At 46.1% G+C, this 21836-nt stretch carries 22 protein-coding genes; 9 read left to right on the top strand and 13 right to left on the bottom strand.

Annotated features, from left to right (window positions below):
• Positions 1-50 precede the first annotated feature (50 nt).
• From MKX71_RS04620 to MKX71_RS04610, 3 genes are all read left to right on the top strand, one after another.
• Positions 51-962 carry a TIGR01777 family oxidoreductase gene (locus MKX71_RS04620; protein ID WP_044052591.1) on the top strand — a complete coding sequence of 304 codons (912 nt, stop codon included), beginning with the start codon at positions 51-53 and terminating at the stop codon, positions 960-962.
• A gap of 54 nt (positions 963-1016) precedes the next feature.
• Positions 1017-1127, top strand: a complete 111-nt coding sequence (locus MKX71_RS04615; RefSeq protein WP_003223230.1) for a YfhE family protein — start codon at positions 1017-1019, stop codon at positions 1125-1127.
• A 66-nt stretch (positions 1128-1193) separates the two neighbouring features.
• Complete coding sequence (locus tag MKX71_RS04610) at positions 1194-1385, top strand: YfhD family protein (protein WP_003233561.1); 192 nt, start codon at positions 1194-1196, stop codon at positions 1383-1385.
• Positions 1386-1423: 38 nt separating this feature from the next.
• Here MKX71_RS04610 and MKX71_RS04605 read toward each other — a convergent pair whose 3' ends face one another.
• The 4 genes from MKX71_RS04605 to MKX71_RS04590 all read right to left on the bottom strand — a co-directional run bounded on the left by MKX71_RS04605 (position 1424) and on the right by MKX71_RS04590 (position 5121).
• Positions 1424-2008, bottom strand: a complete 585-nt coding sequence (locus MKX71_RS04605; protein ID WP_339231786.1) for a nitroreductase — start codon at positions 2006-2008, stop codon at positions 1424-1426.
• An 87-nt stretch (positions 2009-2095) separates the two neighbouring features.
• A complete protein-coding gene (locus MKX71_RS04600; protein ID WP_339231784.1) occupies positions 2096-2977 on the bottom strand; it encodes a PhzF family phenazine biosynthesis isomerase in 882 nt (293 codons plus the stop codon).
• Between the two features lie 114 nt (positions 2978-3091).
• Positions 3092-4123 carry an iron ABC transporter permease gene (locus MKX71_RS04595; protein ID WP_003233568.1) on the bottom strand — a complete coding sequence of 344 codons (1032 nt, stop codon included), beginning with the start codon at positions 4121-4123 and terminating at the stop codon, positions 3092-3094.
• A complete protein-coding gene (locus MKX71_RS04590) occupies positions 4120-5121 on the bottom strand; it encodes an iron ABC transporter permease (RefSeq protein ID WP_003242478.1) in 1002 nt (333 codons plus the stop codon). Before MKX71_RS04590 ends, MKX71_RS04595 begins: the two co-directional genes overlap by 4 nt.
• A gap of 130 nt (positions 5122-5251) precedes the next feature.
• On the opposite strand from MKX71_RS04590, the gene MKX71_RS04585 reads away from it, so the two are divergent.
• Positions 5252-6229 carry an iron-siderophore ABC transporter substrate-binding protein gene (locus MKX71_RS04585; RefSeq protein ID WP_003242746.1) on the top strand — a complete coding sequence of 326 codons (978 nt, stop codon included), beginning with the start codon at positions 5252-5254 and terminating at the stop codon, positions 6227-6229.
• 17 nt (positions 6230-6246) lie between these two features.
• Here MKX71_RS04585 and mprF read toward each other — a convergent pair whose 3' ends face one another.
• Positions 6247-8817 (bottom strand): bifunctional lysylphosphatidylglycerol flippase/synthetase MprF, encoded by a 2571-nt coding sequence (gene mprF / locus MKX71_RS04580; RefSeq protein ID WP_014476202.1) that lies wholly within the window; start codon positions 8815-8817, stop codon positions 6247-6249.
• A 171-nt stretch (positions 8818-8988) separates the two neighbouring features.
• Between mprF and MKX71_RS04575 the strand changes: the two genes are divergently transcribed.
• Positions 8989-9471 carry a MarR family transcriptional regulator gene (locus tag MKX71_RS04575; RefSeq protein ID WP_015252522.1) on the top strand — a complete coding sequence of 161 codons (483 nt, stop codon included), beginning with the start codon at positions 8989-8991 and terminating at the stop codon, positions 9469-9471.
• Positions 9472-9581: 110 nt separating this feature from the next.
• Positions 9582-11138, top strand: coding sequence for an MFS transporter (locus tag MKX71_RS04570; protein WP_339231783.1), 1557 nt, complete (start codon positions 9582-9584; stop codon positions 11136-11138).
• Here the strand turns inward: MKX71_RS04570 and bstA are convergent.
• On the bottom strand, positions 11135-11671 hold the full coding sequence (gene bstA / locus MKX71_RS04565; protein ID WP_339231782.1) for a bacillithiol transferase BstA: 537 nt from the start codon (positions 11669-11671) through the stop codon (positions 11135-11137). The genes MKX71_RS04570 and bstA overlap by 4 nt on opposite strands.
• 123 nt (positions 11672-11794) lie before the next feature.
• Here bstA and MKX71_RS04560 point away from each other — a divergent pair, with 123 nt between their 5' ends.
• Both MKX71_RS04560 and MKX71_RS04555 read left to right on the top strand, forming a co-directional pair.
• Entirely contained in the window at positions 11795-13048 is a 1254-nt protein-coding gene (locus tag MKX71_RS04560) for an MFS transporter (RefSeq protein WP_339231781.1), read from the top strand.
• On the top strand, positions 13014-13631 hold the full coding sequence (locus tag MKX71_RS04555; protein ID WP_003243967.1) for a TetR family transcriptional regulator: 618 nt from the start codon (positions 13014-13016) through the stop codon (positions 13629-13631). Before MKX71_RS04560 ends, MKX71_RS04555 begins: the two co-directional genes overlap by 35 nt.
• A gap of 35 nt (positions 13632-13666) precedes the next feature.
• Here the strand turns inward: MKX71_RS04555 and MKX71_RS04550 are convergent, their stop codons facing one another.
• Both MKX71_RS04550 and estB read right to left on the bottom strand, forming a co-directional pair.
• Positions 13667-14755 carry an acyltransferase family protein gene (locus MKX71_RS04550; protein ID WP_076458557.1) on the bottom strand — a complete coding sequence of 363 codons (1089 nt, stop codon included), beginning with the start codon at positions 14753-14755 and terminating at the stop codon, positions 13667-13669.
• Positions 14756-14943: 188 nt separating this feature from the next.
• Positions 14944-15576 carry an esterase EstB gene (gene estB / locus MKX71_RS04545; protein WP_003243184.1) on the bottom strand — a complete coding sequence of 211 codons (633 nt, stop codon included), beginning with the start codon at positions 15574-15576 and terminating at the stop codon, positions 14944-14946.
• Between the two features lie 272 nt (positions 15577-15848).
• Here estB and padR point away from each other — a divergent pair, with 272 nt between their 5' ends.
• Positions 15849-16397 (top strand): transcriptional regulator PadR, encoded by a 549-nt coding sequence (gene padR / locus MKX71_RS04540; protein ID WP_003233588.1) that lies wholly within the window; start codon positions 15849-15851, stop codon positions 16395-16397.
• A gap of 72 nt (positions 16398-16469) precedes the next feature.
• Here padR and lnrN read toward each other — a convergent pair whose 3' ends face one another.
• The 5 genes from lnrN to lnrJ all read right to left on the bottom strand — a co-directional run bounded on the left by lnrN (position 16470) and on the right by lnrJ (position 21784).
• The gene (gene lnrN / locus MKX71_RS04535) at positions 16470-17627 is read right to left on the bottom strand and encodes a linearmycin resistance permease LnrN (RefSeq protein WP_003243650.1); all 1158 of its coding nucleotides are present in this window, start codon (positions 17625-17627) and stop codon (positions 16470-16472) included.
• Positions 17628-17640: 13 nt separating this feature from the next.
• The gene (gene lnrM, locus MKX71_RS04530; protein WP_339231779.1) at positions 17641-18831 is read right to left on the bottom strand and encodes a linearmycin resistance permease LnrM; all 1191 of its coding nucleotides are present in this window, start codon (positions 18829-18831) and stop codon (positions 17641-17643) included.
• A gap of 12 nt (positions 18832-18843) precedes the next feature.
• Positions 18844-19779 carry a linearmycin resistance ATP-binding protein LnrL gene (gene lnrL, locus MKX71_RS04525; protein WP_003244346.1) on the bottom strand — a complete coding sequence of 312 codons (936 nt, stop codon included), beginning with the start codon at positions 19777-19779 and terminating at the stop codon, positions 18844-18846.
• Positions 19780-19922: 143 nt separating this feature from the next.
• A complete protein-coding gene (lnrK, locus tag MKX71_RS04520; protein ID WP_015715522.1) occupies positions 19923-20585 on the bottom strand; it encodes a two-component system response regulator LnrK in 663 nt (220 codons plus the stop codon).
• Positions 20582-21784: a two-component system sensor histidine kinase LnrJ gene (gene lnrJ, locus MKX71_RS04515; protein ID WP_009966811.1), complete on the bottom strand. Its 1203-nt coding sequence runs from the start codon at positions 21782-21784 to the stop codon at positions 20582-20584. Before lnrJ ends, lnrK begins: the two co-directional genes overlap by 4 nt.
• Positions 21785-21836 lie beyond the last annotated feature (52 nt).

Here is a 21836-nt window from a genome sequence, read left to right as displayed (position 1 = left end):
TATTAAAATGAGGTAAAGTATATTTATTAGAACGATGAGGAGAGATGTTCATGAATATCGCAATGACGGGCGGAACCGGTTTTCTCGGCCAGCATCTGACAGGCGTTCTTACCCGCCAGGGACACCATGTTTATATTTTATCAAGAAACGCACGGGAAACTGAACAAAAAAATATGACATATGTCCAATGGCTGACGGAAGGAGCCGCCCCGGAGCAGGAACTTCCTCATATTGATGTCTGGATAAACCTTGCGGGAAAATCGATTTTTGGCCGCTGGACAAATAAAACAAAGCAGCACATTCTCTCCAGCCGTATCAATGCGACGCGTGAAGTGCAGCGGCTTATTCAGAAACAGAAGGAGAAGCCGAACACATTGATCCAAGCCAGTGCCGTGGGTATTTACGGCACTAGTCTTGAGAAAACCTTCACAGAGGATTCTGCAACGTCAGATGAGGATTTTCTCAGCCATACTGCACACCTGTGGGAAAAGGAAGGACAGCATATTGAGGCGATGGGCATCAGGACGGTTTATGCGAGATTTGGCGTGATGCTTGGAGAAAAAGGCGCTCTCCCGCTCATGATTCTCCCCTATAAGTTTCTGGCCGGCGGAACGATCGGAACGGGAAGGCAGTGGCTGTCATGGATTCATGTCGAGGATGCGGCCCAGATGATCCGATATGCGGTGGAAAACGCCGGCATCTCAGGCCCAATGAATGTCACCGCGCCCAATCCTGTGGACATGAAGCAATTCGGAAAAACGATTGCACGGGTGAAGCACCGCCCGCACTGGCTCCCCGTCCCGGAATTCTTTTTATCAAAAGCATTGGGTGAAATGAGTCTTTTGATTGTGAAAGGACAGCGCGCTCTTCCGAAAAAAGCGATAACCTCTGGATTTCGTTTTACATATTCGGATCTTGAATTTGCACTCTCACAGCTGATAGCGGACCGAAAGACTGTATAAAAACAGCAGGAAGCGTCAACCTTAAGAATAACATGGTTGAAGGAGGTCCTTTTTATGGAAAAAAAGAGGGAGAAGCACCAGCAAGGCGCCAACCTGAAAAAAATGCAGGAAGTTCTTTATTCAGGCGAATTTAAAAAAGCGGAAAAAGCTGCTAAGCGGAAGTAGGAATACATAGCCCCTTAAAACCAAATACTATATTTGTTTGATATCACTTTTTAGGGGGAATTTGATATGGGCAGAAATCATATCCACAAAAACCGTGATAAAAACAAACAAAAGCTTCCACAAGTTCCCGATGCCTTAAAAAGGGAAACTGACGGCGTTTACGAAGAATATTCAACCGAGCTTGCTGATGCAGATGACCGCGAAGCGCAAGAGCGTGCGAAAGCAGCCGACAACAGAGCGAAAAAGAAATCTCGTTAATGAAAAACCCCTTGTCTCCGTTTGAGACAAGGGGCTTTTTACATTTCAGTGAACCGTTCGCGGATCGGTGTGCGTTTTTTCACTTCCGGCGCCTCGTCAGGATAACCTGTTTGTATGATGGCGGCGAAACGCTCATTATCCTGTAAAACAAAGGCCTGATGGACTTCTTTGTCATAAAGGATTTTTCCGCTTTTCCAAACCATGCCGATTCCTTTTTCCCAAGCGAGAAGCTGAAGATTTTGAATCAACGAGCTTGTTGCCGCAAAATCGTCGTCCCGCGCTCTTTCGTTTTCATCTTCCTGAAACACGACGAGGAGAAATCCCGGAACGCGCCCAAGTGTGTTTTTGAAATTTTGAAGCTTTTCCTCTGTCATATCCGGCTTGGATTTCTTAGAGAACGCTGCAAATGTATTAATGAGGTTCGCTTTACCTGTCTCACTGGAAACGTAAATAAATCTCCATGGCTCTGTCACTCTGTGATTTGGCGCATATTTTGCCGTTTCAAGCATGTCAAGAATGACTGCTGAAGGTACTGGCTCTTGTTTAAACTTTCGAATCGATCTTCTGCTGCGTATGATGTCCCGCAGTACTGAATGCTGATGTATTTGTTCGGTTTGAGGCATACCGTCTCACCTTCCTATGCAATTGAAAATGATTATCATTTCATAATGATAACGGAAAGTGCATCTTTTTGTAAACCATCATCCGTATTAGATTTTAAGAATACGGGTTTCTGAGTAAACGGCTGTTCCTGTCATGTTCACTTTCACATGGCCGCCGGCTTCGTTCATTTCGATCTCCACTTTTCCGTCTTTTCCAATTTCCTGCCCTTGTTCAATGATAAATTTATGCTGCTCGGCATTGCCATAATGTTTCATATAAGCCCCCATCACGCCGGATGCTGTGCCGGTCACGGGGTCTTCAATCGTTCCCGAATACGGGGATGAAAAGTGGCGCCCGTGCAGGTCGCTGTCGGGATGGACGGTTTCAAAGGTAAACGGATGGACTGAAGCTTTTGGCAGATCAACTAACACTTCCGGAAATTGTTTGTTATCTGGCACCATTTTTTTGGAAGCCTCCAATGATTTAAGCGGAACGATGGCTGTCCATATCCCAGTGCTGCCAAACACAATCGGAAGGTCTTCATGAAAATCTTCATCGGTGATACCCAGTGCGTCCGCAAGTTTTTTCCGATCGCCTGTAAATGGTTTGAATTGCGGAGAGGCCTGTTCAAGCGTGATATGAATGCGGCCATCTTTTTCAGAAATCTTCACAGGCAGGATACCCGCTTTCGTTTGGATGCTGTACGTTTTACCGCTCTCCAGCATTCTTTTCTCACATAATGCGTAAAGAGAAGCAACTGTCGCATGACCGCACAAATTCATTTCGTGTCCAGGTGTAAAGTAACGGAGTTCAAGATCGGCCGACTCGCTTTTTCGGATAAAGGAGGTTTCTGAATACCCGGCACGCTCAGCTATGATCTGCATCTCGTCTTCCGTATAATCGTCTCCCTGCAAAACGACGCCTGCGGGGTTTCCTTTGCCGGGACTGCTTGTAAATGCTTCATATTTTAATACCTCTGCTTCTTTCATTCATCTGCCGCCCTTTCTTTATCAATGTCTCTGTCAGTATAACAAAAATAATTACGAATCTTCAGTCATTATCAAAAAAACCCATTTTCTTTTTTAAGAAAATGGGTGTAACGATTAAGAATTTCTTGTTTTATAGAGCAAATAAATAAAATAAGGTGCGCCGATAGCCGCTGTAAAGACGCCGGCCGGCACTTCCACCGGAGCAAATAAGGTTCTGCCGACGATATCAGCTGTTAAAACGAGCAGAGCTCCAATAAGTGCCGACGCTGGGAGCAGCGCGCCATAAGATGAGCCGACAAGCCGTCTTGCAATATGGGGCGCCATCAGCCCGACAAAACCGATTGTGCCGGCAACTGAAACTGCACAACCAGTAAGAGCCGTACTCAAAAGGAGCAAGAAAAAACGATTTCGCTGCACAGCGCTTCCTGCACCCGCCGCAATATCTTCACCCAGCACCTGTATATTCATATTTTTTAGCGCGACAAAACAAATGAATAAGAGAATGACAGATAAGATAATAGCTATTTTTACATGCTGCCAGTTTGACCCATAAACTGACCCAGTGATATACACATTGGCTTGTGATGCTCGGTAAATCGGGCCTTTGATCATCAACAGGGTAGTCATCGCCTGCGCCGACATTGAAAATCCGATTCCGATAAGCACCAGCCGAAATGTGGAGGCGCCATTTTTGTATGCCAGTAAATAGACGATGAGTCCGACAGCCGATGCGCCGATAAATGCGGCTGCTGGAAGCCATGACAGACTGATCGTAAGTGAACTGCTGCGGTCTGAGAAGAACATCATTAAAAGCACGACCGCTACCGCCGCTCCTCCTGTTATTCCGATAATATCCGGCGATGCGAGAGGGTTTCTGACGAGCCCCTGCAATATCGCGCCTGCCGCTGCCAAGCAGACACCGGCGCATAAAGCCGTCAAAATTCTTGGCATGCGGAACGACATGATCATCAGTTCATCCAGCTTGGAACCTGCACCAAAGAATGTTTTTGCTACATCCCAGGGAGGAATAAACCTTTGTCCGAGACCAGCGCTTATGATGAGTACCGCAGCTGTTAACCCCAGTAAAATCAAAAAGACGATCCATGCTTTCTTTTCAGCCGCAGTAACGCCAAAACGAAGTTTCATAGCTTCGCCCCCCTTCTTGCGATGTACACAAACACAGGCATTCCGATGATGGCGGTCATGACCCCGACAGGAACTTCCTGAGGCATAATGATATATCGCGCACCGATATCCGCGCAAACAAGCAAAATGGCACCCAAAACAGCGGAAAATGGCAGAACCCAGCGATAATCATTACCAACGACAAAGCGGGCAAAATGCGGAATAATGATGCCGATAAAAGAAATCGGCCCGGCAATGGCGACAGCGGACCCTGCAAGCATGACAACACAAAGCGCCATCACAAATTTCAGCAGGCCCGTTTTTTGGCCGAGTCCTTTTGCCACATCTTCTCCCATAACGAGGAGATTAATTTTTTGGCCGAGAAAGAAGCAGATTACCAGCGCTGCCGCTGCATATGGAAACATCGTCATCAACAGATCCAGACTCCGGCCCTGCACAGAGCCAGTCAGCCAAAAAAGCACCTGGGCAAGCTCGAGTTCGTTGACAGACAGCAAGCCCTGTGTCAGAGAAGAAAACATGGCTGCCATGGCAGCTCCCGCCAGCGTCAGTTTGATTGGCGTCAGCCCTTCCCTCCCAAGCGAGCCTGCTGCATAGACGATCGCGGCGGTAAATGCTGCCCCCAGAAACGAGCTCCATACTAATGCCTGAGGTGACTGAATATGCAGAAAAAACGATCCGGCAACAATAAAAAAACCTGCACCGGCGTTAATCCCGAAAATCCCCGGTGACGCAAGCGGATTTTTTGTGAGCGCCTGCATGAGAGCGCCCGCGGCTGCAAGCGAGGCGCCGACGACTGTCGCAACCAAAGCGCGCGGAAGCCTGACATCCTTGATGATGACATGCTCATTTGTTCCATTGAAGGAAGTAAACGCCTGATAGACCTGTCTCCATGACGTACCTGTATAGCCATACACGACGCTTGCGCAGACAGCCGTCAGTAAAATGAAAATCAGACATACTAACACAATCCATTTTGAAGATGCCTTTTTGCAGATCATGATCTAATTCTCCTAGTTATTTACTATGTAATGTTTGTTTTTGAGAATAATCCTCAATTAGGGATTGACACTCTTAACACTGCTTATTATGATCTAAATGATAATGAATTTCAATATTGGGAGGAAAAAGATGAAAAAGCATATCAGCATGCTATTCGTATTTTTAATGGCCGTTATGGTACTTTCTGCCTGTAATAGTTCAGAAAGTTCAAGCAACAGCGAGGTGTCAAGCAGCAAAACAAGAACGGTCAAACATGCAATGGGGACATCAGACAACATCCCCGCCAATCCAAAACGGATTGTTGTTTTAACTAATGAAGGAACAGAGGCGCTCTTAGCGCTTGGCATTAAGCCGGTCGGAGCCGTAAAGTCATGGAAGGGCGACCCGTGGTATGACTATCTGAAAGATGACATGAAAGGTGTTAAAAACGTCGGTCTTGAAACGGAACCGAATGTGGAAGCCATCGCAGAATTAAAGCCTGATTTGATTATTGGAAACAAAGTGCGCCAGGAAAAAATTTATGATCAGTTAAATGCGATTGCGCCGACTGTTTTTGCTGAATCTTTGGCCGGGAACTGGAAGGATAACCTGACTCTATACGCCAACGCGGTGAATAAGGCGGACAAAGGCAAGGAAGTCATTGCCGATTTTGATAAACGTGTTTCTGATTTAAAAAACAAGCTGGGCGACCAGACAAACAAAACCGTTTCAGTCGTACGCTTTTTATCCGGTGAATCAAGAATCTATTATACCGATTCATTTCCTGGGATTATTTTAGACCAGCTTGGCTTCAAACGCCCTGAAAAACAAGTGGAACTGTTTAAGAAACAAAAGGACCAATTTACGTTCTCAACCGACAGTAAAGAATCTATTCCTGATATGGATGCTGATGTGCTGTTTTATTTCACTTATAAAGCCGATAATGCAAAAGAAAATGAAAAATGGGCCAATCAGTGGACAAGCAGTTCACTATGGAAAAACCTGAAGGCCGTGAAGTCAGGTAATGCACATGAAGTCGATGACGTCGTATGGACAACCGCAGGCGGAATTAAAGCCGCAAACTACCTGCTTGATGATATTGAAACCTACTTCTTAAAAACGAAATAAAAAAAGACTCCGTCTTATTAGACGGAGTCTTTTTTGCTTTTGCCAATCAGACGTGTAACGAGGAACATGGTGACAGAAAGAGATCTGTTTTTCCGATACGCTAAGTATTTCCCTCGCCACTCCGGTTTATATTTTTCTTTAAAGGCTCTTAGGCCGCTGAAACTGTACATGTATCTGACATTATTAAAAATGACAGCGGCAAACCTTTCGGACCAGAAGGATGTAAAGGCAGTGCCGACATTGGCCAAGGGTGCCATCCCCATATTAAATGACGTGCAGCCCTCTTCCTTTGCCCATAAAAACATACGGATAAACAATGCGTCCATAATGCCATTTGGAGCGTCGCCGCGATAGCGCATCAGATCGACCGATATCTCTCCTTCCTGGTACATCGGCATGACATTTGCGAATGCAACGATCTCTCCTTCTGCATTTTTCATATAGGCGATCGGCGCTTTCTGTAAATAGGAAGGATCAAAAAATCCGAGCGAGAATCCCTTCTCTTTTTTCGAGCCGAGCCATTCGTCTGAGATTTGCTTCAGCTCCTCCAAAAACGCATCAGAAAATGGAGGATGATCCACATGGAAAGTATACTCCTCCCGCTCAAAACGGTTATTGATTGCCCGAAGGCCGGCTTTTTTCTTCCCAGTCAAGGTAAATGTATTTAAATCTACATATGCTTCCTCACCCAATTTAAAGAAGTTGTAGCCAAAATCGTGATACAGCGCCATGTCCTCTCGTTCAATTTGATAGAACAAAACACTGAATCCCTTCTGATGCGCTTCGTTCAGAAATTCTTCCAGCACGAGCGGGAATGATTCTCTTTGGCCAGATGGATCGCCGAGCACGACCAGCCTTCTGGCGATTTTCCCAAACAGAAGCAGTGCATTTCCATCGCTAGAAAAATAAAACCGCTTATCTCCAAGAAAACCAAGATGGCTCAGCGCGTTGCCGCCTTTTTCATTGAGAAACGCAGCAAGACGCTCAGGGTCAGCTTTCTCTCCGATCGGTTTCGTTCTCTTATGATAGACCACTGTAAATATCAAGAAGAACAGCGGCACAATGATGATCGCCATGATGGTTGCATGTGTAATATGCGAGGTGCTGTGGACGAAATATTCGTGACGCAGCACCTTCTTCATCCGGTCCCAAATAAAGCCCGCGATCAGATTGTAGTTAAAGAGCGCCACAGTAAACAGCGCCACAGCGAATATCAATTGTCCCAGTGTATAGGATGCCTGTTCGCGGACAAATTGTTTTTTCAATAGCACAAGCAATACGATAATCATCGGCAGTACGAATATCGCGCTGATGTTAAGCCCTTTTAAAAAGCTGAACACAAAGCCGCCGACAAGCGCTGTAATGGCCATCGTGTAGGAACGTTTTGTCCGTTTATAAAGCTCGATCGGCAAAATCAGCAGAATGAGCGCTGAGCTTAAGGACAGGCCGTTGAACAGCAAAAGCGCCGGGCGCGGAATGTGCGGTATAACCGTCAGCCTGTCAATCGGCAAGGAAACTGAGGCCAAGACAATCAGACCTGCTACGAACACAATAAGGGAAAGCGAGCCTTGCAAAATTCTCACTAATACCGCACGCTGAACAACAAGCAGAACGTTTGTCGTCTCAATTGCCGGTGCGATGCGCGGATTCGTTTCGAGCCGCTTCATTGTATTTTCCGTCAGGTCGCCTGCGGCAAAGAACAGTCCCAAGATAAATGGGATAAATGAATAGGCGAGCCTGTACAATACAATAGAAGTAACGATGGCCTCCTGATGATAGCCAAGCTGCTCCATCCCCAGCAAAAATAAAAGGTCAAACGAGCCGAAGCCGCCCGGCACGAGGCTGATCATTCCTCCGATCGCCGCAATGACGAACACCCCGAACACATACCTGATATCTGCATGAATGCCCATAGCGAACAAAGCAAAATAGATGACGATCCCGGCCATGAGCCATTCAACAACTGAAGCTCCAATATATGCGAAAATCGGATTTTTCACTTTGTCCGCATTCTCTTCGTCCCCAGCTTTGCGGTCTTTTATTTTGGACACCGCCAAAGACAGCGGCAATATCAGCGCAAAACCGATAACGACCGCCCATAGCCAAGGCTTTTCATGAATCACTTCATCCACTGGCAGCACTCTCGCAGCGACGAAAATGCTGAAAACAGATAATCCGAGCAGCATAGATGATGTGAGCCAGGCGATTCCTTTCACGAGTGCCTTATGGTCTTTCGTATGCTCCTTATAGAACATCATTCTTAACCCGACTCCGGCTAAACCGCCGAATCCCAACACATTATTAAATGAATTGGCGATCCAGGAAACCCTGAATACTTTTCCGTTTGTGATCGATAGGCGCAGTGAGTATTTCAGGACGTAATCATACAGCGACATGGCCGCAACAGCCAGCAAGCCGATCAACACAAGCATGAATAAGTCCGTTCGTTCCAGTCCGTTGATGACCATGAGCGTACGTTTGAATGACAGATTTGTCAGTTCTTTTTTCGATTGATAAATAACAAATAGCAAAACAGCAATAGGAAAAACGATTTTTAATATTGATAAAGCATTCTTTTTAATCAGCAATGGTCTCTCCAATCATATTCTAGTTCGATCCTCTCCCCCAATAATCTCCAACTCATTATACACTACCGTTATTTTTCGGACAAAGTCCCGCATTCGGTTTCTGCTCACTTTCTTTCAGGAGTGAAAATCGAGTAATATGGTAAGAGGAGTGAATGATGAGGAAGTGATGAAATGGAATATAATTTACACGATACAACAGTATTAAACGAAAACATTCTTTCATCGGAGGAACGGGAAATATGGGTGCTCTATATGAAAGTCTTAACGTCCGCCGGGCTCGGTGATGTGTCCGAGTGGATGAAACTGGATATGAGCATGCCGCAAATGAAGGTGCTGATGCTATTAAACAACCATGGAACATTGAAAGTGAGCGACATTGCTGAAAAAATGGGGGCTTCCCTGTCCAATACAACTGGGCTGCTTGACCGGCTTGAAAAATCAGGATTTGTCAAACGCTCACATTCTGAAGAGGACCGCCGCTCTGTAGTTGTTCAGTTGACAGAGAATGCGAAAAAGATTTTCCGGGGTTTGTATGAAAAAGGCCACCTGAAATTGAAGCGTTCATTAGAGCTGCTGTCCCCTGAAGAAAAGCAGGCTGTTTCCGAAGGGCTGTCTATCCTTTCAAGAGCATTAGAGAATGCGAAAAAAGAATAAATCTGTAAGTCTGTCATCCGCAAACTGCGGGAGCAGGCTTTTTTTATTTGACATTTAGTTCATTTAAAATGAATAATATATTTCAAGTGAACTAAAAGGAGTTGACGAAAATGTCTGAAGCATTAACAGAGCAGAAAAGCCAAAAGTGGGCAATCAGCCTGTTTACGATTGGCGTGTTTATGGCTGCTTTAGATAACGGAATTATTTCGGCTGCTTTAACAACGATAAACGAGTCGTTTGCCGTTTCTCCTTCCTGGGGATCATGGGGCATCACCCTTTATACGCTCGGTCTTAGCGTCAGTGTGCCAATCGTCGGAAAGCTTTCCGACCGCTACGGCAGAAAAAAACTCTTTCTCATTGAGGTTTGCCTGTTCGGACTTGGTTCTTTGCTTGTTGCTTTGAGCCAAAGCTTCCCGCTCTTTCTGATATCGCGGCTGATTCAGGCGCTTGGAGGCGGCGGGATTTTCATCATCGGCAGCTCTCACATTCTCGCGACCCTCCCAAAGGAAAAACAAGGGAAGGCGCTTGGGCTGCTTGGCGCAATGAACGGGATGGCCGCTGTGCTCGGGCCAAATATCGGAAGCTTTCTGCTTGATTGGACCGGGTCTTGGCATTGGCTGTTTTTGATTAATTTGCCGATTGCCGTGCTATTGGTTGTTTTCGGCGCATGTTTTATCGCGGAAACAAAAGCACCTGAGGCTAAGCGCCTCGATGCGGCCGGAATCTTCCTTTTGTCCCTGTCGATTTTAGCTGTGATGTACGGCATGACCAATCTTGACGGGGCAAATCTCTTACACAGCTTGGGGAATCCGGAGGTTTATGGATGTATTATTTTTGGCATACTCTGTTTTGCAGCGCTTATCTCGTATGAAAAGAGAGTTGAAATGCGAGGAGGCGATCCCATTTTGGCGTATTCTCTGCTGCGAAACCATATGTTTCAGCGCACGCTTATCATCGGTTTGTTATCCGGGGGGCTCTTGGCGGCAGTCATTTTTATCCCGTCATATGTCGAACAGTATTTGGGTGTCCCTGCCGCAAAAGCAGGCTATTGGATGACACCGCTTGCGTTGGCTTCCGGAATCGGCGCTTGGCTTGGCGGAGCGCTTACCGACAAAAAAGGTCCTGTAAAAACCGTTATTCTTTCGGGAATCATCTCATGTGCGGGGTTTGCTTTATTTCCGTTCTGGGTGACGGAAAAATGGGAGTTTATGATCGCAAGTGTGGCAGCTGGGATCGGTTTTGGCTTTCTGTTAGGCGCTCCGCTGAACGTCCTTGTATCAGAAGCGGCAAAAACAAATAAGGGTACAGCTCTTGGCACGCTTTCATTGGTAAGGCAAATTGGACTGACCTTGGCGCCTACTCTTTATGCAGGTTTTATCACAGCCGGGTTTGACCAAATAGGTGATGAGATCAACAGCCGCTTATCGGACAGCGGATATTCAGAAAAGGCGATGCAGATGATTCCGGAGAGCGACAGTTCTGATGTTTCTTCTTTACAAGAACAAATCGAACGCATTCCCGTTCCTGAAGTCAAAACCGCGATAAGCGACGCCATTCATGCGAGTGTCGCCAGCGGCTATGATCATTTATATGCAGCAGCTGCTGTGATCTCACTTCTGGTGATTGCTGCTATCAGTATTCCGGCTTTCCGCCGGCAAAAGCGTTAAGACCACCCCATCCGTCTGGAAAGCTCCGTAATATGAGCGATATGGTGATGTGAGTGCCAGACATACAGGCCGAGCGCGTTCTCCAGGGTAATGATCTCCTTTGTATCAGGGTGATAAAATCCGCGCTTAAATTGCTGATCCGTCAGGGTGCGGAGCAGAGCCGCCCATCTTCCGTGAAGCTCCTGCAAAAGCGAAAGCGAGCCGCTCGGATCTGCCGTTTTCGAGTCTTTTAGCTCCGACCATGCTTTTTCATCATACGGACGGATAGCCGGTGTCTCTTCCGTCAAGCTCAATTTAAAACGAATATAGCTGTTCATATGACTGTCAGCCAGATGATGAATAACTTGCCGAACGGTCCATCCACCGTCCCGGTACGGTGTGTCAAGCTGGCTGTCCGTCATGCCCTCTACAGCTTGCTTCAATTTTGCCGGCACTTCTTCAAGCACTTGAATCCATTTATCTTTTTGCTCCTTCGATATGGATTCCCTCGGCTTGTATTCTCCTATTGGGTAGCTTAGATTGACTGATGTCATGAATGTTCTCCCTTCTATTCAATCTTCTCCTTTATTTTACAAGAAAAAGATTGTATATTGTGTCTTTTTCCCATACAATTAAAAACGACACTAGTGTCATTTTAATAATCAGGAGGATGAATCATGGAAAAACCGTTGTTTCGCAATCAAAAAGGACTGATGACACTGTTAGCCTCGCAAACCATTTCTTCACTTGGAGACTGGCTTCACATTTTGGCCGTGCTAACATTAGCCGCTTTTCAGCTTCATGCTTCTCCATTAGATATGTCGCTTTTAATGATGTCGTTTGCTTTGCCTGTCATTGTACTCGGACCTGTATCGGGTCTGCTTGCCGACCGTTTTGACAGAAAAACGATCATGTTTCTATCTGAAATCGGCCGTGCCCTCACTGTTATCAGCTGCGTTTATGTCAGTGAGCTTTGGCAGCTTTACGTATTGCTATCCGTTCAGAGCTGTTTTTCTTCACTTTTTTTACCTGCTAAAAACGGAAAGCTTAAGGAATTGGCTCCGGAAGCACACATTCAGCAGGCCGTTTCCGTCAGCAGCATCATTGATAACAGCTCAAAAATCTTCGGCCCTGCCCTTGGCGGCACGCTGATCGCTGCTTTCTCGATACACTCTGTTTTTTATATAAACGCCGGCGCCTTCTTTCTTTCCGCTGTCATTTTGTTTTTCCTTCCCAGAGATGCTTTTTTACAAAAAGCCAATACACCTCAAGAAAAAACAGCAGCACTTACTTCTATCAAGGAAGGCCTTCAGTTTTTGAAACGGATGCCGCTTCTATTAACAGGCTTACTAACAGCTTGTGTCGTTCTCTTTGTTTTGCAGATTGGTGATTCCCAAGCGATTATTCTTATCCGCTCCTTTTCAGGAGCTCCGCCCGAGCTGACAGGCTGGTGCATGGCCGTAAGCGGAGCCGGGATGCTCCTTACAGCGGCCATTACCGGCAGACGGCGAATCACTTCTTATTTGCTTTATTTCTCAGCTGGAACCCTTCTTCTTGGACTAGCAACTGGAGGTGCGCCATTCCTAAGCGGTATGGGAATTGCCGGCATCACTCTCTTTATATTTGCTTTTTTCATCATGGGGGCGGCTTTCGGCCTCGTCCATATTCCATTTCAGATTCTCGTGCAAACAACAGTGCCTGTCGATTACAGCGGTAGGGTGTTCGGCGCTATTCAGAGTGCGACAACCCTCGCCTCTATCCTCGGCATGGCGGGCGGGGGCGTGCTGGCGGAATGGATCGGTGTATCACTTGCTTTTCTTGTCTGTGGCTGCTTGCTGATCATGATTGGGTTGATTACACTTATAGGTAAGAAAATTGCAGAAAGCAGGCGATATCTTGTCACCAAAAGTAACAAAGGAGCACAAGGATAAACGGCAGGCAGAGATTTTAGAGGCTGCCAAAACGGTTTTTAAACGAAAAGGATTCGAATTAACGACGATGAAGGATGTTGTAGAAGAGTCAGGTTTCAGCCGGGGCGGTGTCTATCTTTATTTTTCAAGCACTGAGGAGATGTTTCGCCGCATTATTGAAACAGGGCTGGATGAAGGACTCCGAAAGCTTGATAAATCAGCTGAACACCAAAGTGTTTGGGCCTCCATTTCCAGCTATTTGGATGAACTGACTGAGGGCCTGCGAGATGTAGCAGATACGCTGGCGCCGGTGCAATTTGAATATTTAGTGACAGCTTGGCGCAATGAAGAACGGCGGCAGTATTTGGAGAAAAGGTATGATCTTTTTGTGGAAAGGTTTTCAAGGCTATTGCAAAAAGGGATCGATCAGGGAGAGTTTCAGCCGGTTCAGCCTCTTGCGACTATCGCCAAGTTTTTCCTCAATATGAATGACGGCATCATTCAAAACGCCCTGTATTTCGATGAAGAAAAGGCTGATGTATCTGGACTTGCTGAGTCTGCAAAACTATATTTAAAAACAGTTCTGCAAGCGGATGAGAAGTAAAGAAACGCGGCAGGAGCCCTCCTGCCGCTTGTTTTTCACCCTGCGTGATCACGCACTTCGACTGTTACCTTCTTCTGTTTTGGCTGATAAATTTTCCCCACAAATAAATACCCGTATTTGAACTTATTCAGCGCCCATGAGGTCATAATCGGGCCGGCTGTGCACACGGCAAACAACAGGAGAACAGCCGGTACGGCAGGAATTTCGGGCATATTCAAAAGCAACACGTAGCCTATAATCATAAAATAGGCATGAAGCAGATAAATCGAAAAGGAATAGTTGCTGATAAACATCATGATTTTCGGCACATGCTTCATTTTGGAAAACAAGTGAAAACACAGGAAAATCATGCTTGTTGAATACAGCATGATATCAGGCCGCTTCGAGCTGATCATGCCGATTTCACCCACATAAGAAACAGTGACAACCAGCGCCCCAGAAGCAATTGCGGCGCCGTACACCACCCAGCGGTATTGGTTCAGCAGCGCTAAAAAACGCTTGTATTCTTTTCCGCAATAGTAGGCTAGACAAAAGTAGAAAAGCCAGCCTGCGAACGGAACCCAGAAGAACGGAAATGCCCCTCCCTCTTCAGAAGCAGGAGCCGGGCTGGCTGCTGAGAAATAGCCTAAATAAGCGGCTGTCACCACAAATGAGATAGACAGCACCCATTTCGGCGATGCTTTTTTCAAGTACTCATGAAACATCATATGCAGCATGTAAAATTGAAAGATGACGAGAATGAAGTATCCGATAAAGTTTCCTAAGAATACGTTCGCCAGATATTTTTGCACAAACGCGAGAAAGGTTACCTCTCCCCCCATCGCACTTGTCATCAGCAGCGCATCGATGGCCGCGATAAATAAAAAAGGAACAAAAATCACTTTTCCCCGCTTCTTTAAAAAACCGTCAGGCACCCCATCAGGATAAGAACGGGCCAGTAAAAATTCAGAGATGAAAATAAAAGCGGGCGTGCTGAACATCAGGAGTGTGCGGAAAGAATCAACAGTGTGAGAAATATCTGCAAGAGCTTCTGCCTGAAGCATCAGGACCATTGAAATGATATGGAGCAAGACGACACTTAAGCACGAAACGCAGCGGATCATAAAAATTTCTTTAATTTGCATAACAGCGCTCCTTTTATTTCAAATTGATAGAAATCGATGGTTGTACCTTAACATGTCCGCTCTATTTGAAAAAGTGCCTGATGTCATAAATTGACGTATGCATGATAGACTAAGGTCATAAGACCCTATGGCTTTCTCAGACGAAAAAACCCACTGTAACGGAGACAGCAGGTTGTTTTTTGAAGATATTAATTTGTATTGAGGCCTCCGCCATTCAGCCCTTCTTTGATATAGCCGTTCACTTGGCTATTAGAAAGCAAGCCAATATGACCAATGCCATAAAGCTGGATGTTTCGCGCTCCTTGTAACCGAGACAAGCTATTGATGACAATTTGATCATTGAGACTGTAAATAGATGTATAGAGGATCTTTTGATTAGGGTCTGTGCCCGGCAGCGCGGTTGATGACACTAAACCATTAGCCCCTCCAAGCGTTACGACATTTTGAATCTTATTGCCCCCGCCTAAATATTTAATATAGTACAGCGTATTGGCGCCTCCCATACTATGAGCCACAATATCTACTTTTTTTGCCCCAGTCTCTTTTAAAACACGGTCAACATATGAAGCAAGCTGCGGGCCGTTATTTAGGTTGTTTCCTGTTTTATCATAAAAATCAATTGCGTACAGTTTGTTGCTTTGCCAGCCTTGAGAAATTAAGTAGTTTTTAATAGCGAAAAAGTTGTATGATGCACCACTTATTCCATGAACAAGAACGACAGGATTATGTACTGACTCAGCTTTTGCGCCAGACGGCGGAGCGGCTAAAACAGATAGAATCAGCGATAAACAAATAATGAATGCCATAAGTACTTTTTTCACGTTTATTCCCCCAAAAAATTTTCATACCACCAATTTCCTATTATATATAAAAAATCAATATCGTTACTATTTTTTCTGAAAATTAAATTTAAATCTCTTTTATATTGACGGAGATAAATCGGATACCTTCTGACAAACCTTTTATCTTCATTTCCAAAGAGCCCGGTTGTGTTCCCTTCCTCCCTTTTCTATAATAAGGGGAATAGGCAGTTAGAATCACAGTTGAGCACCGGCTCATCTGTTTTGCGAAACAGCCAGACACGGAGGATAGCATGAGAGTATTAAAATACGCCATATTAGGGCTTTTGCGAAAAGGCGAATTGAGTGGATACGATATTACGAGTTATTTTAAAGAGGAGCTCGGCCAGTTTTGGAGCGCCAAGCACAGCCAGATTTACCCTGAGCTCAAAAAGCTGACGGATGAAGGATTTATCACGTTCCGGACAACGATTCAGGGCACAAAGCTGGAGAAAAAGATGTACACCCTGACAGACAGCGGAAAGCAGGAGCTGCATGACTGGCTGATCCGCCACCAGCCGATACCCGAGACGGTGAAGGATGAATTTATGCTGAAGGCTTATTTCATTTCTTGTCTATCGCGCCAGGAGGCTTCTGATTTGTTCAAAGACCAGCTGCAAAAACGCCAGGCCAAGCTTTCTGACTTACAGGGAAGCTATGAAAAGCTTATGGCTTCAGCAGAGCCGATGTCATTTTCTTCACCGGACTTCGGCCACTATCTTGTGCTAACGAAAGCGCTGGAGCGGGAGAAAAATTACGTTTCTTGGCTGGAATCAATTTTAGCTATGATAGATAAGGATTAACCGCAGTTCAGGCTGCACCCATACGAATGTACCCACATGCAAAAAAACATCTGCCTAAACGGCAGATGTTTTTTAGGCTCGGAGCGCTTTCAGCCCCGCTGCGAAAGTGATCGCAGCAAATGCAAGCAAAATGCCGCAGATTCCGAGAATATCTGTGACGCGGGCACCGTTAGCGATAATCTCTGTCAACCCGCTCATCGCCCACTTTTGCGGAAGAAATTCAGCGATGGATTGCATAAATTTCGGTTCAATGTCGATCGGCCAATACATCCCGCTCACCATACATGTTGCGATGACAAACAAGTTGCCGAACGCAAGCTGCTGTTCTGGCGTTCTGACGTTGGCCGCAATCATCAATCCAATGCCGACAACGGTCAATAGAAAAAGTGACACTAATACAATAACTGCAGCCGGATTCCCCCAGTTGATGCCAAACAGCCAATGGGTGGAAAGAAGCAATATGCCAAATTGAATCCAGCCAATGACAAAGAAGGACAGCACATACCCAGCACCGATTTCGGCTCGGCTGACAGAGGCTGTAAGCAATCTGGACCATACGCCGTTTTTCCTTGCTTCTAAAATAGTTCCAGCCGCTCCCATCATGGTCAGCATGACAAACAGGATGGAAAACCCTGCTGCTCTGGAGGCTGTGTCACTTGCTTCCGCACCCTCTTTTTTATCACTGAGCGTCTGTCGTGTTACAGCCGGAACTATATCTTCATGTTTTTTGGCGAAAACCGTTTTATACGCCGCCTTCCAGTTCTCTCCCGCTGTCTGAGATGCCGTTTTTGCCGCGGTCACCTGAATATTGAGCGTTGCCAATGCGCTTTCTGCATATTGTTTGACCATCGGCGCTTCCGACAGCTCAGGGCCGTGACGGAAAATCAGCTCAGGATGTTTGCCTTTTTCCAGCTGTGTCTGGAACGAGCGGGAAATGACGATGATCCCGGCAATTTTCTTTTGTTTCAGCTTTTCTGACGCTTTGCTTTCAGACATGTTTTCGAATACATACATATCATCGTGTGCCTTCAGCTGCCGAATATAATGCTGTGAGAGAATCGTATCGTCCTGATCAACGATTGCAAGCCGCACCTTATCATCATTGCCGCTGAGCATACTCCCAAATACAAAGGTAAGCAAAAGCGGGGCAGCAAACATGATCAAATAGTTCTGTGGCTTCTTAAAAATGAGAGAAAGCTCAATGCCGCAAATGGCTAGAATTTTTTTCACCTTTTGTACCTCCTTATCTTGTATGAAGCCGTCTGATACCAATTACAAGTGAACAAAAGCCGATCGCCGCAAAAAGAAGCACAGGCTTTTGAAGGTCAGCCCAGCCTCCCCCTTCCATTAAAGAAAGAAAGCCGTCAAGCGCCCAGCGATTTGGCACCGCTTTGGATACAGACTGCAAGACGTCCGGAAATTGGTACAGCGGCAGCATGGACCCGCCGAGAACCGCAAGCAATTGAATGCCGAAGCCGCCTATCGCATCTGCAGTTTTCATATCGCTGATGCACGACGCAAGCAGCATTGAAATACCAGATACAGCTGCGGCGTAAGAAAGCCCGAGTACACTCACGAACAGCAGATTACCGCCCCAGTCCACACCAAATACGTTGATTGTGACGATCAGAAATATGAAAAATTGTATGATGGCAAACAGATACGTCCCAAGCCATTTTCCGAAGAGAATGACGGATTTTTGCGCAGGCGGCATCAGCATTCTGGCAAGCGTCTCCGTATCCTTTTCCTGTAAAAATGATTTCGCCCCGACTGTGATATGAAACAGCATAAACATGCAAAGCATTGCCGCCGAATAGTATTGAAAACTGGTAACGGCTTTGCTGCCGACAGATTTTTCCGCAATAGTAAGCTTGTCACCTGTTTCTTTTTCTAGCGTCTTTGCCAGCTTTTCTGCAAACTGTGCAGGGTCAAGTTTTCCTTGCTTTACAGCTTCCGTTTTACTGATGTAGTCCATTGAGCCTGACGCGGCTTCCTTTACCGCTTTATATTGCTCTATAAATGAGCTTGCAGCTGTTTCAATGATGGAACTTTTCAATGTTTGATCAGGAGCGGCATTAACAACAGCTGAGGTTTTGCCGGCTTCCCAATGGTTCGGGATAACGATGCCTACATCGATTTTCTTTTCATCAATCAGTTTTTTCATCTTGTCTTTGCTGCCGACTTTTGTGACCTTTATCGACTTCATTTTTTTGAGAACATCTTTTGTAAACATGTTTGCTGTATCTGACTGGTCTGATTGAATGTAGCCGACTTTGATATCATCAATCCGGCTGCCTCCGTCAACAACTGATCCGAGCGCTGCGCCTAAAATACAGGTTAGGATGAGCGGCATTAGGATAAGCATCATAAACCCTTTTCTGTCCGTGATTCTGATTTTCACATCTTTCCATGCGATCCATATGCTTTTTTTCATTGCCGTCCCTCCTCAATCCCGCAACGTGCGGCCGGTCAGATTCAGAAACAGGCGCTCCAGATTCGGTTCCTGCACCTGAAGAGACAGCAGGTTTATATGATGAGCAGTGGCTTCAGCAAGTAGGCTTGTGACGACTTTCTCATGATGAGCCGCAGAAATGTCAATTTTGAGCTCTAATTCATGTACTGTTACATCATTCACATGGGCCAGAGATCGGATCGCCACAAGAAACGCTTCATTGATCCCGCTGACCGTGAGCTGAATGATGGTATCGCCCCCAAGGCGGCTGCACAAATCAGTTTTTGTGCCAATCGCAATCATTTCCCCCTGATCAATTATCCCGATCCGGTCGCATAAAAACTCAACTTCTTCCATGTAATGACTCGTATAGATCACCGTCATGCCCGTTTCGTTGAGCTGTTTGACCGTTTCTAAAATGTGATTTCTCGATTGAGGGTCAATACCGACAGTCGGTTCATCCATAATCAGCAGCTCGGGCTTATGCATTAAAGCCGCACCGATGTTGATTCTTCGTTTCATCCCCCCGGAAAATGTTTCAATCTTATCTTTAGCCCGCTCAGTCAGACCGACATATTCAAGGACCTCAGCCGCTCTTTTTTTGGCCTCACCGTGCGTAAGTCCGTACATTTTCCCCCAAAACATAAGATTCTCATGAGCCGTCAGCGTCGGATATAATGCAATTTCCTGCGGAACAATGCCGATTTTTTGTTTCGCTTTGGCCGTTTCTTTTCCGATAACATAGCCGCCCACCGTGATGTTCCCGCTGTCATGCGGCACAAGGCCGGAAATCATCGAGATGGTTGTGGATTTCCCCGCACCGTTAGGCCCGAGCAGACCGAACGACTCCCCCTTTTTGAGGGAAAAAGAAATGCCTTTCACGATTGTTTTTTTTCCGTATGCCTTTTTGATGTTTTCTGCTTGCAGCAAGTCGTTTCACTCCTTTTTTTGATCCATTGCCATTGTAGAAGAAAGAAAGGCGTGCGGCATGTAGCGGCAGATAGAACATAGGGCATGAAAAAAAGGCCTGTAAAAGGCCTTTTCAGAGAAGCGTATATGCAAAACGTCATATGTCAAAAGACAGATACACCATATCTGACCGAGTAAATGGCGGCTTGGGTTCTGTCCCTGACAGCCAGCTTGCTGATAATATTTGAAACGTGGTTTTTGACTGTGCCTTCTGTAATGTAAAGCTTTTCGGCAATTTCTTTGTTATTCAGCCCGTATCCCAGCTCAGCCAGAACTTCGATTTCGCGCTCGGTCAGGTCGAGCAGCTCGTTAGGTTTTTCTATCTCATTTATTCCTTTCAGCTGTTTTTCACGCTTCCATTCATTCAGCATTTGGGCAGTCAATTCCGGCGGAAGCACCATTCCGCCAGAATGAACAGTCATCACTGCTTTTACAATCGTATCTGCAGACATATCCTTCAGCAGATACCCGCTTGCTCCTTCTTCAAGCGCTTCAGCAATCAGCGCTGAATCCTTAAAGGTTGTCAACATCAAAACCTTTACGCCGGGCAGCGAGCTTGTGATTAATTTTGTTCCCTCCACCCCGTTGGAAACCGGCATGCGGATGTCCATTAACACGATATCCGGCTCCAGCTCTTTCGCCTTTTCGAAGGCTTCCTGTCCGTTTCGCGCCGTTGCGATCACATCGAGCTCTTCTCGGAGCTGGAGCAGGGATGCCAGCCCTTCTCTGACGATATCCTGATCGTCGGTAATGATGATCTTAATCATGATAAACTCTCCTTTTGCTGCACGGGCCCGAAGCTCCATTTTTTATTGGCAAGTGAAAATTCTGCATTTACAGTAAATCCTTGATCCCGTTCGCTTTCAAAGCGGATCATTCCGCCATGCTCCGCTGCCCGCTTTTTCATATTCAAGAGACCAAAACCAAGTGCTGCCTCAGGATTGCCTTTGCCGTCATCCTTAATGACAAGGCTGATGCTGTCCGTTGTGCAGGCAAGCTGTATCGAACAGGCTGCGGCGCCGCCGTGCCGTTTGGCATTGGTCAGTGCTTCCTGCACCGTTCTGATCAGGGTCGGATGGAGAGACAGCGGGATGATTGCAGGATCACCGCTGACCGCAAATTCTGTTGTGACTCCTGCATTTTTGCAAAAGTCCTCTGTCAGCTGTTTCAGCGATTCGATTAGCGAAGGATCGTTTTCAGTTTGCAGAGTGCGTACTGATAAGCGGACATCATCAAGCGCTTCACGGGCAAGTGTTTCACAGACACCTACTGTCTCATCCGCTTTTTGGCTGTCTCTTTTTTGCCATTCACGCAAAAGCTGCAGCTGGACGAGAAGGGCCGTCATTTTATGCCCCACTGTATCATGGATTTCACGCGCCATTCTGTTCCGCTCGTAAATGGCAGTCAGCTCTTCAACCTGCTTCGCATATAAATGGAGCTCCTGATGTGCAGCAGACAGCGCCAGATGGGACTCCGTCAGTTCCTGAAACTGCTGTTTTGCCGTATCCTGCGCATCCAACAGCTTGCGGATTAATTTGCCCACGACACCGCAGAAGACGACGAATGTCATGCTAGTCAAATGATCAATGACAAATTCATTGCCGAACATCGCATATGTACGGATGAGGACGGTCAAAAATAAAATAGAGGAAAGACATAAGACAGACCATGCTGTTCTTTTAGGAAACCCCCGCAGAAAAAAGGCGACCGCAACCGGACAAAGCATAATAATGAACAAACCTGTGCCGGGAAAGATAAATCCGAACGAAAAGCCGATTGCAATATCAATCAGGCAGAACCAGATGGCATTTGTCTCTTTTGTCAGCAAAACATGATTGGCTGCATACATGGCAGCACCTGCTGCTATAAATACATATCCAAACCAGTTATCCTCTTTCACAATGGACAGATACATTAAACAGCTCACCATCAAGGTGAACATTCTCGTAAAAAAAAGAGCTTTCACGCTCATCACTCCCGATACCCAATTCCCTTCTTATCATACCTGCCTCAGGGCA

The sequence above is a fragment of the Bacillus sp. FSL M8-0071 genome (assembly GCF_037975455.1).
GTDB classification, from domain to species: domain Bacteria; phylum Bacillota; class Bacilli; order Bacillales; family Bacillaceae; genus Bacillus; species Bacillus subtilis.
The sequence above is the reverse complement of the archived record's forward strand: the minus strand, read 5'-3'. Positions and strand labels throughout refer to the sequence as shown.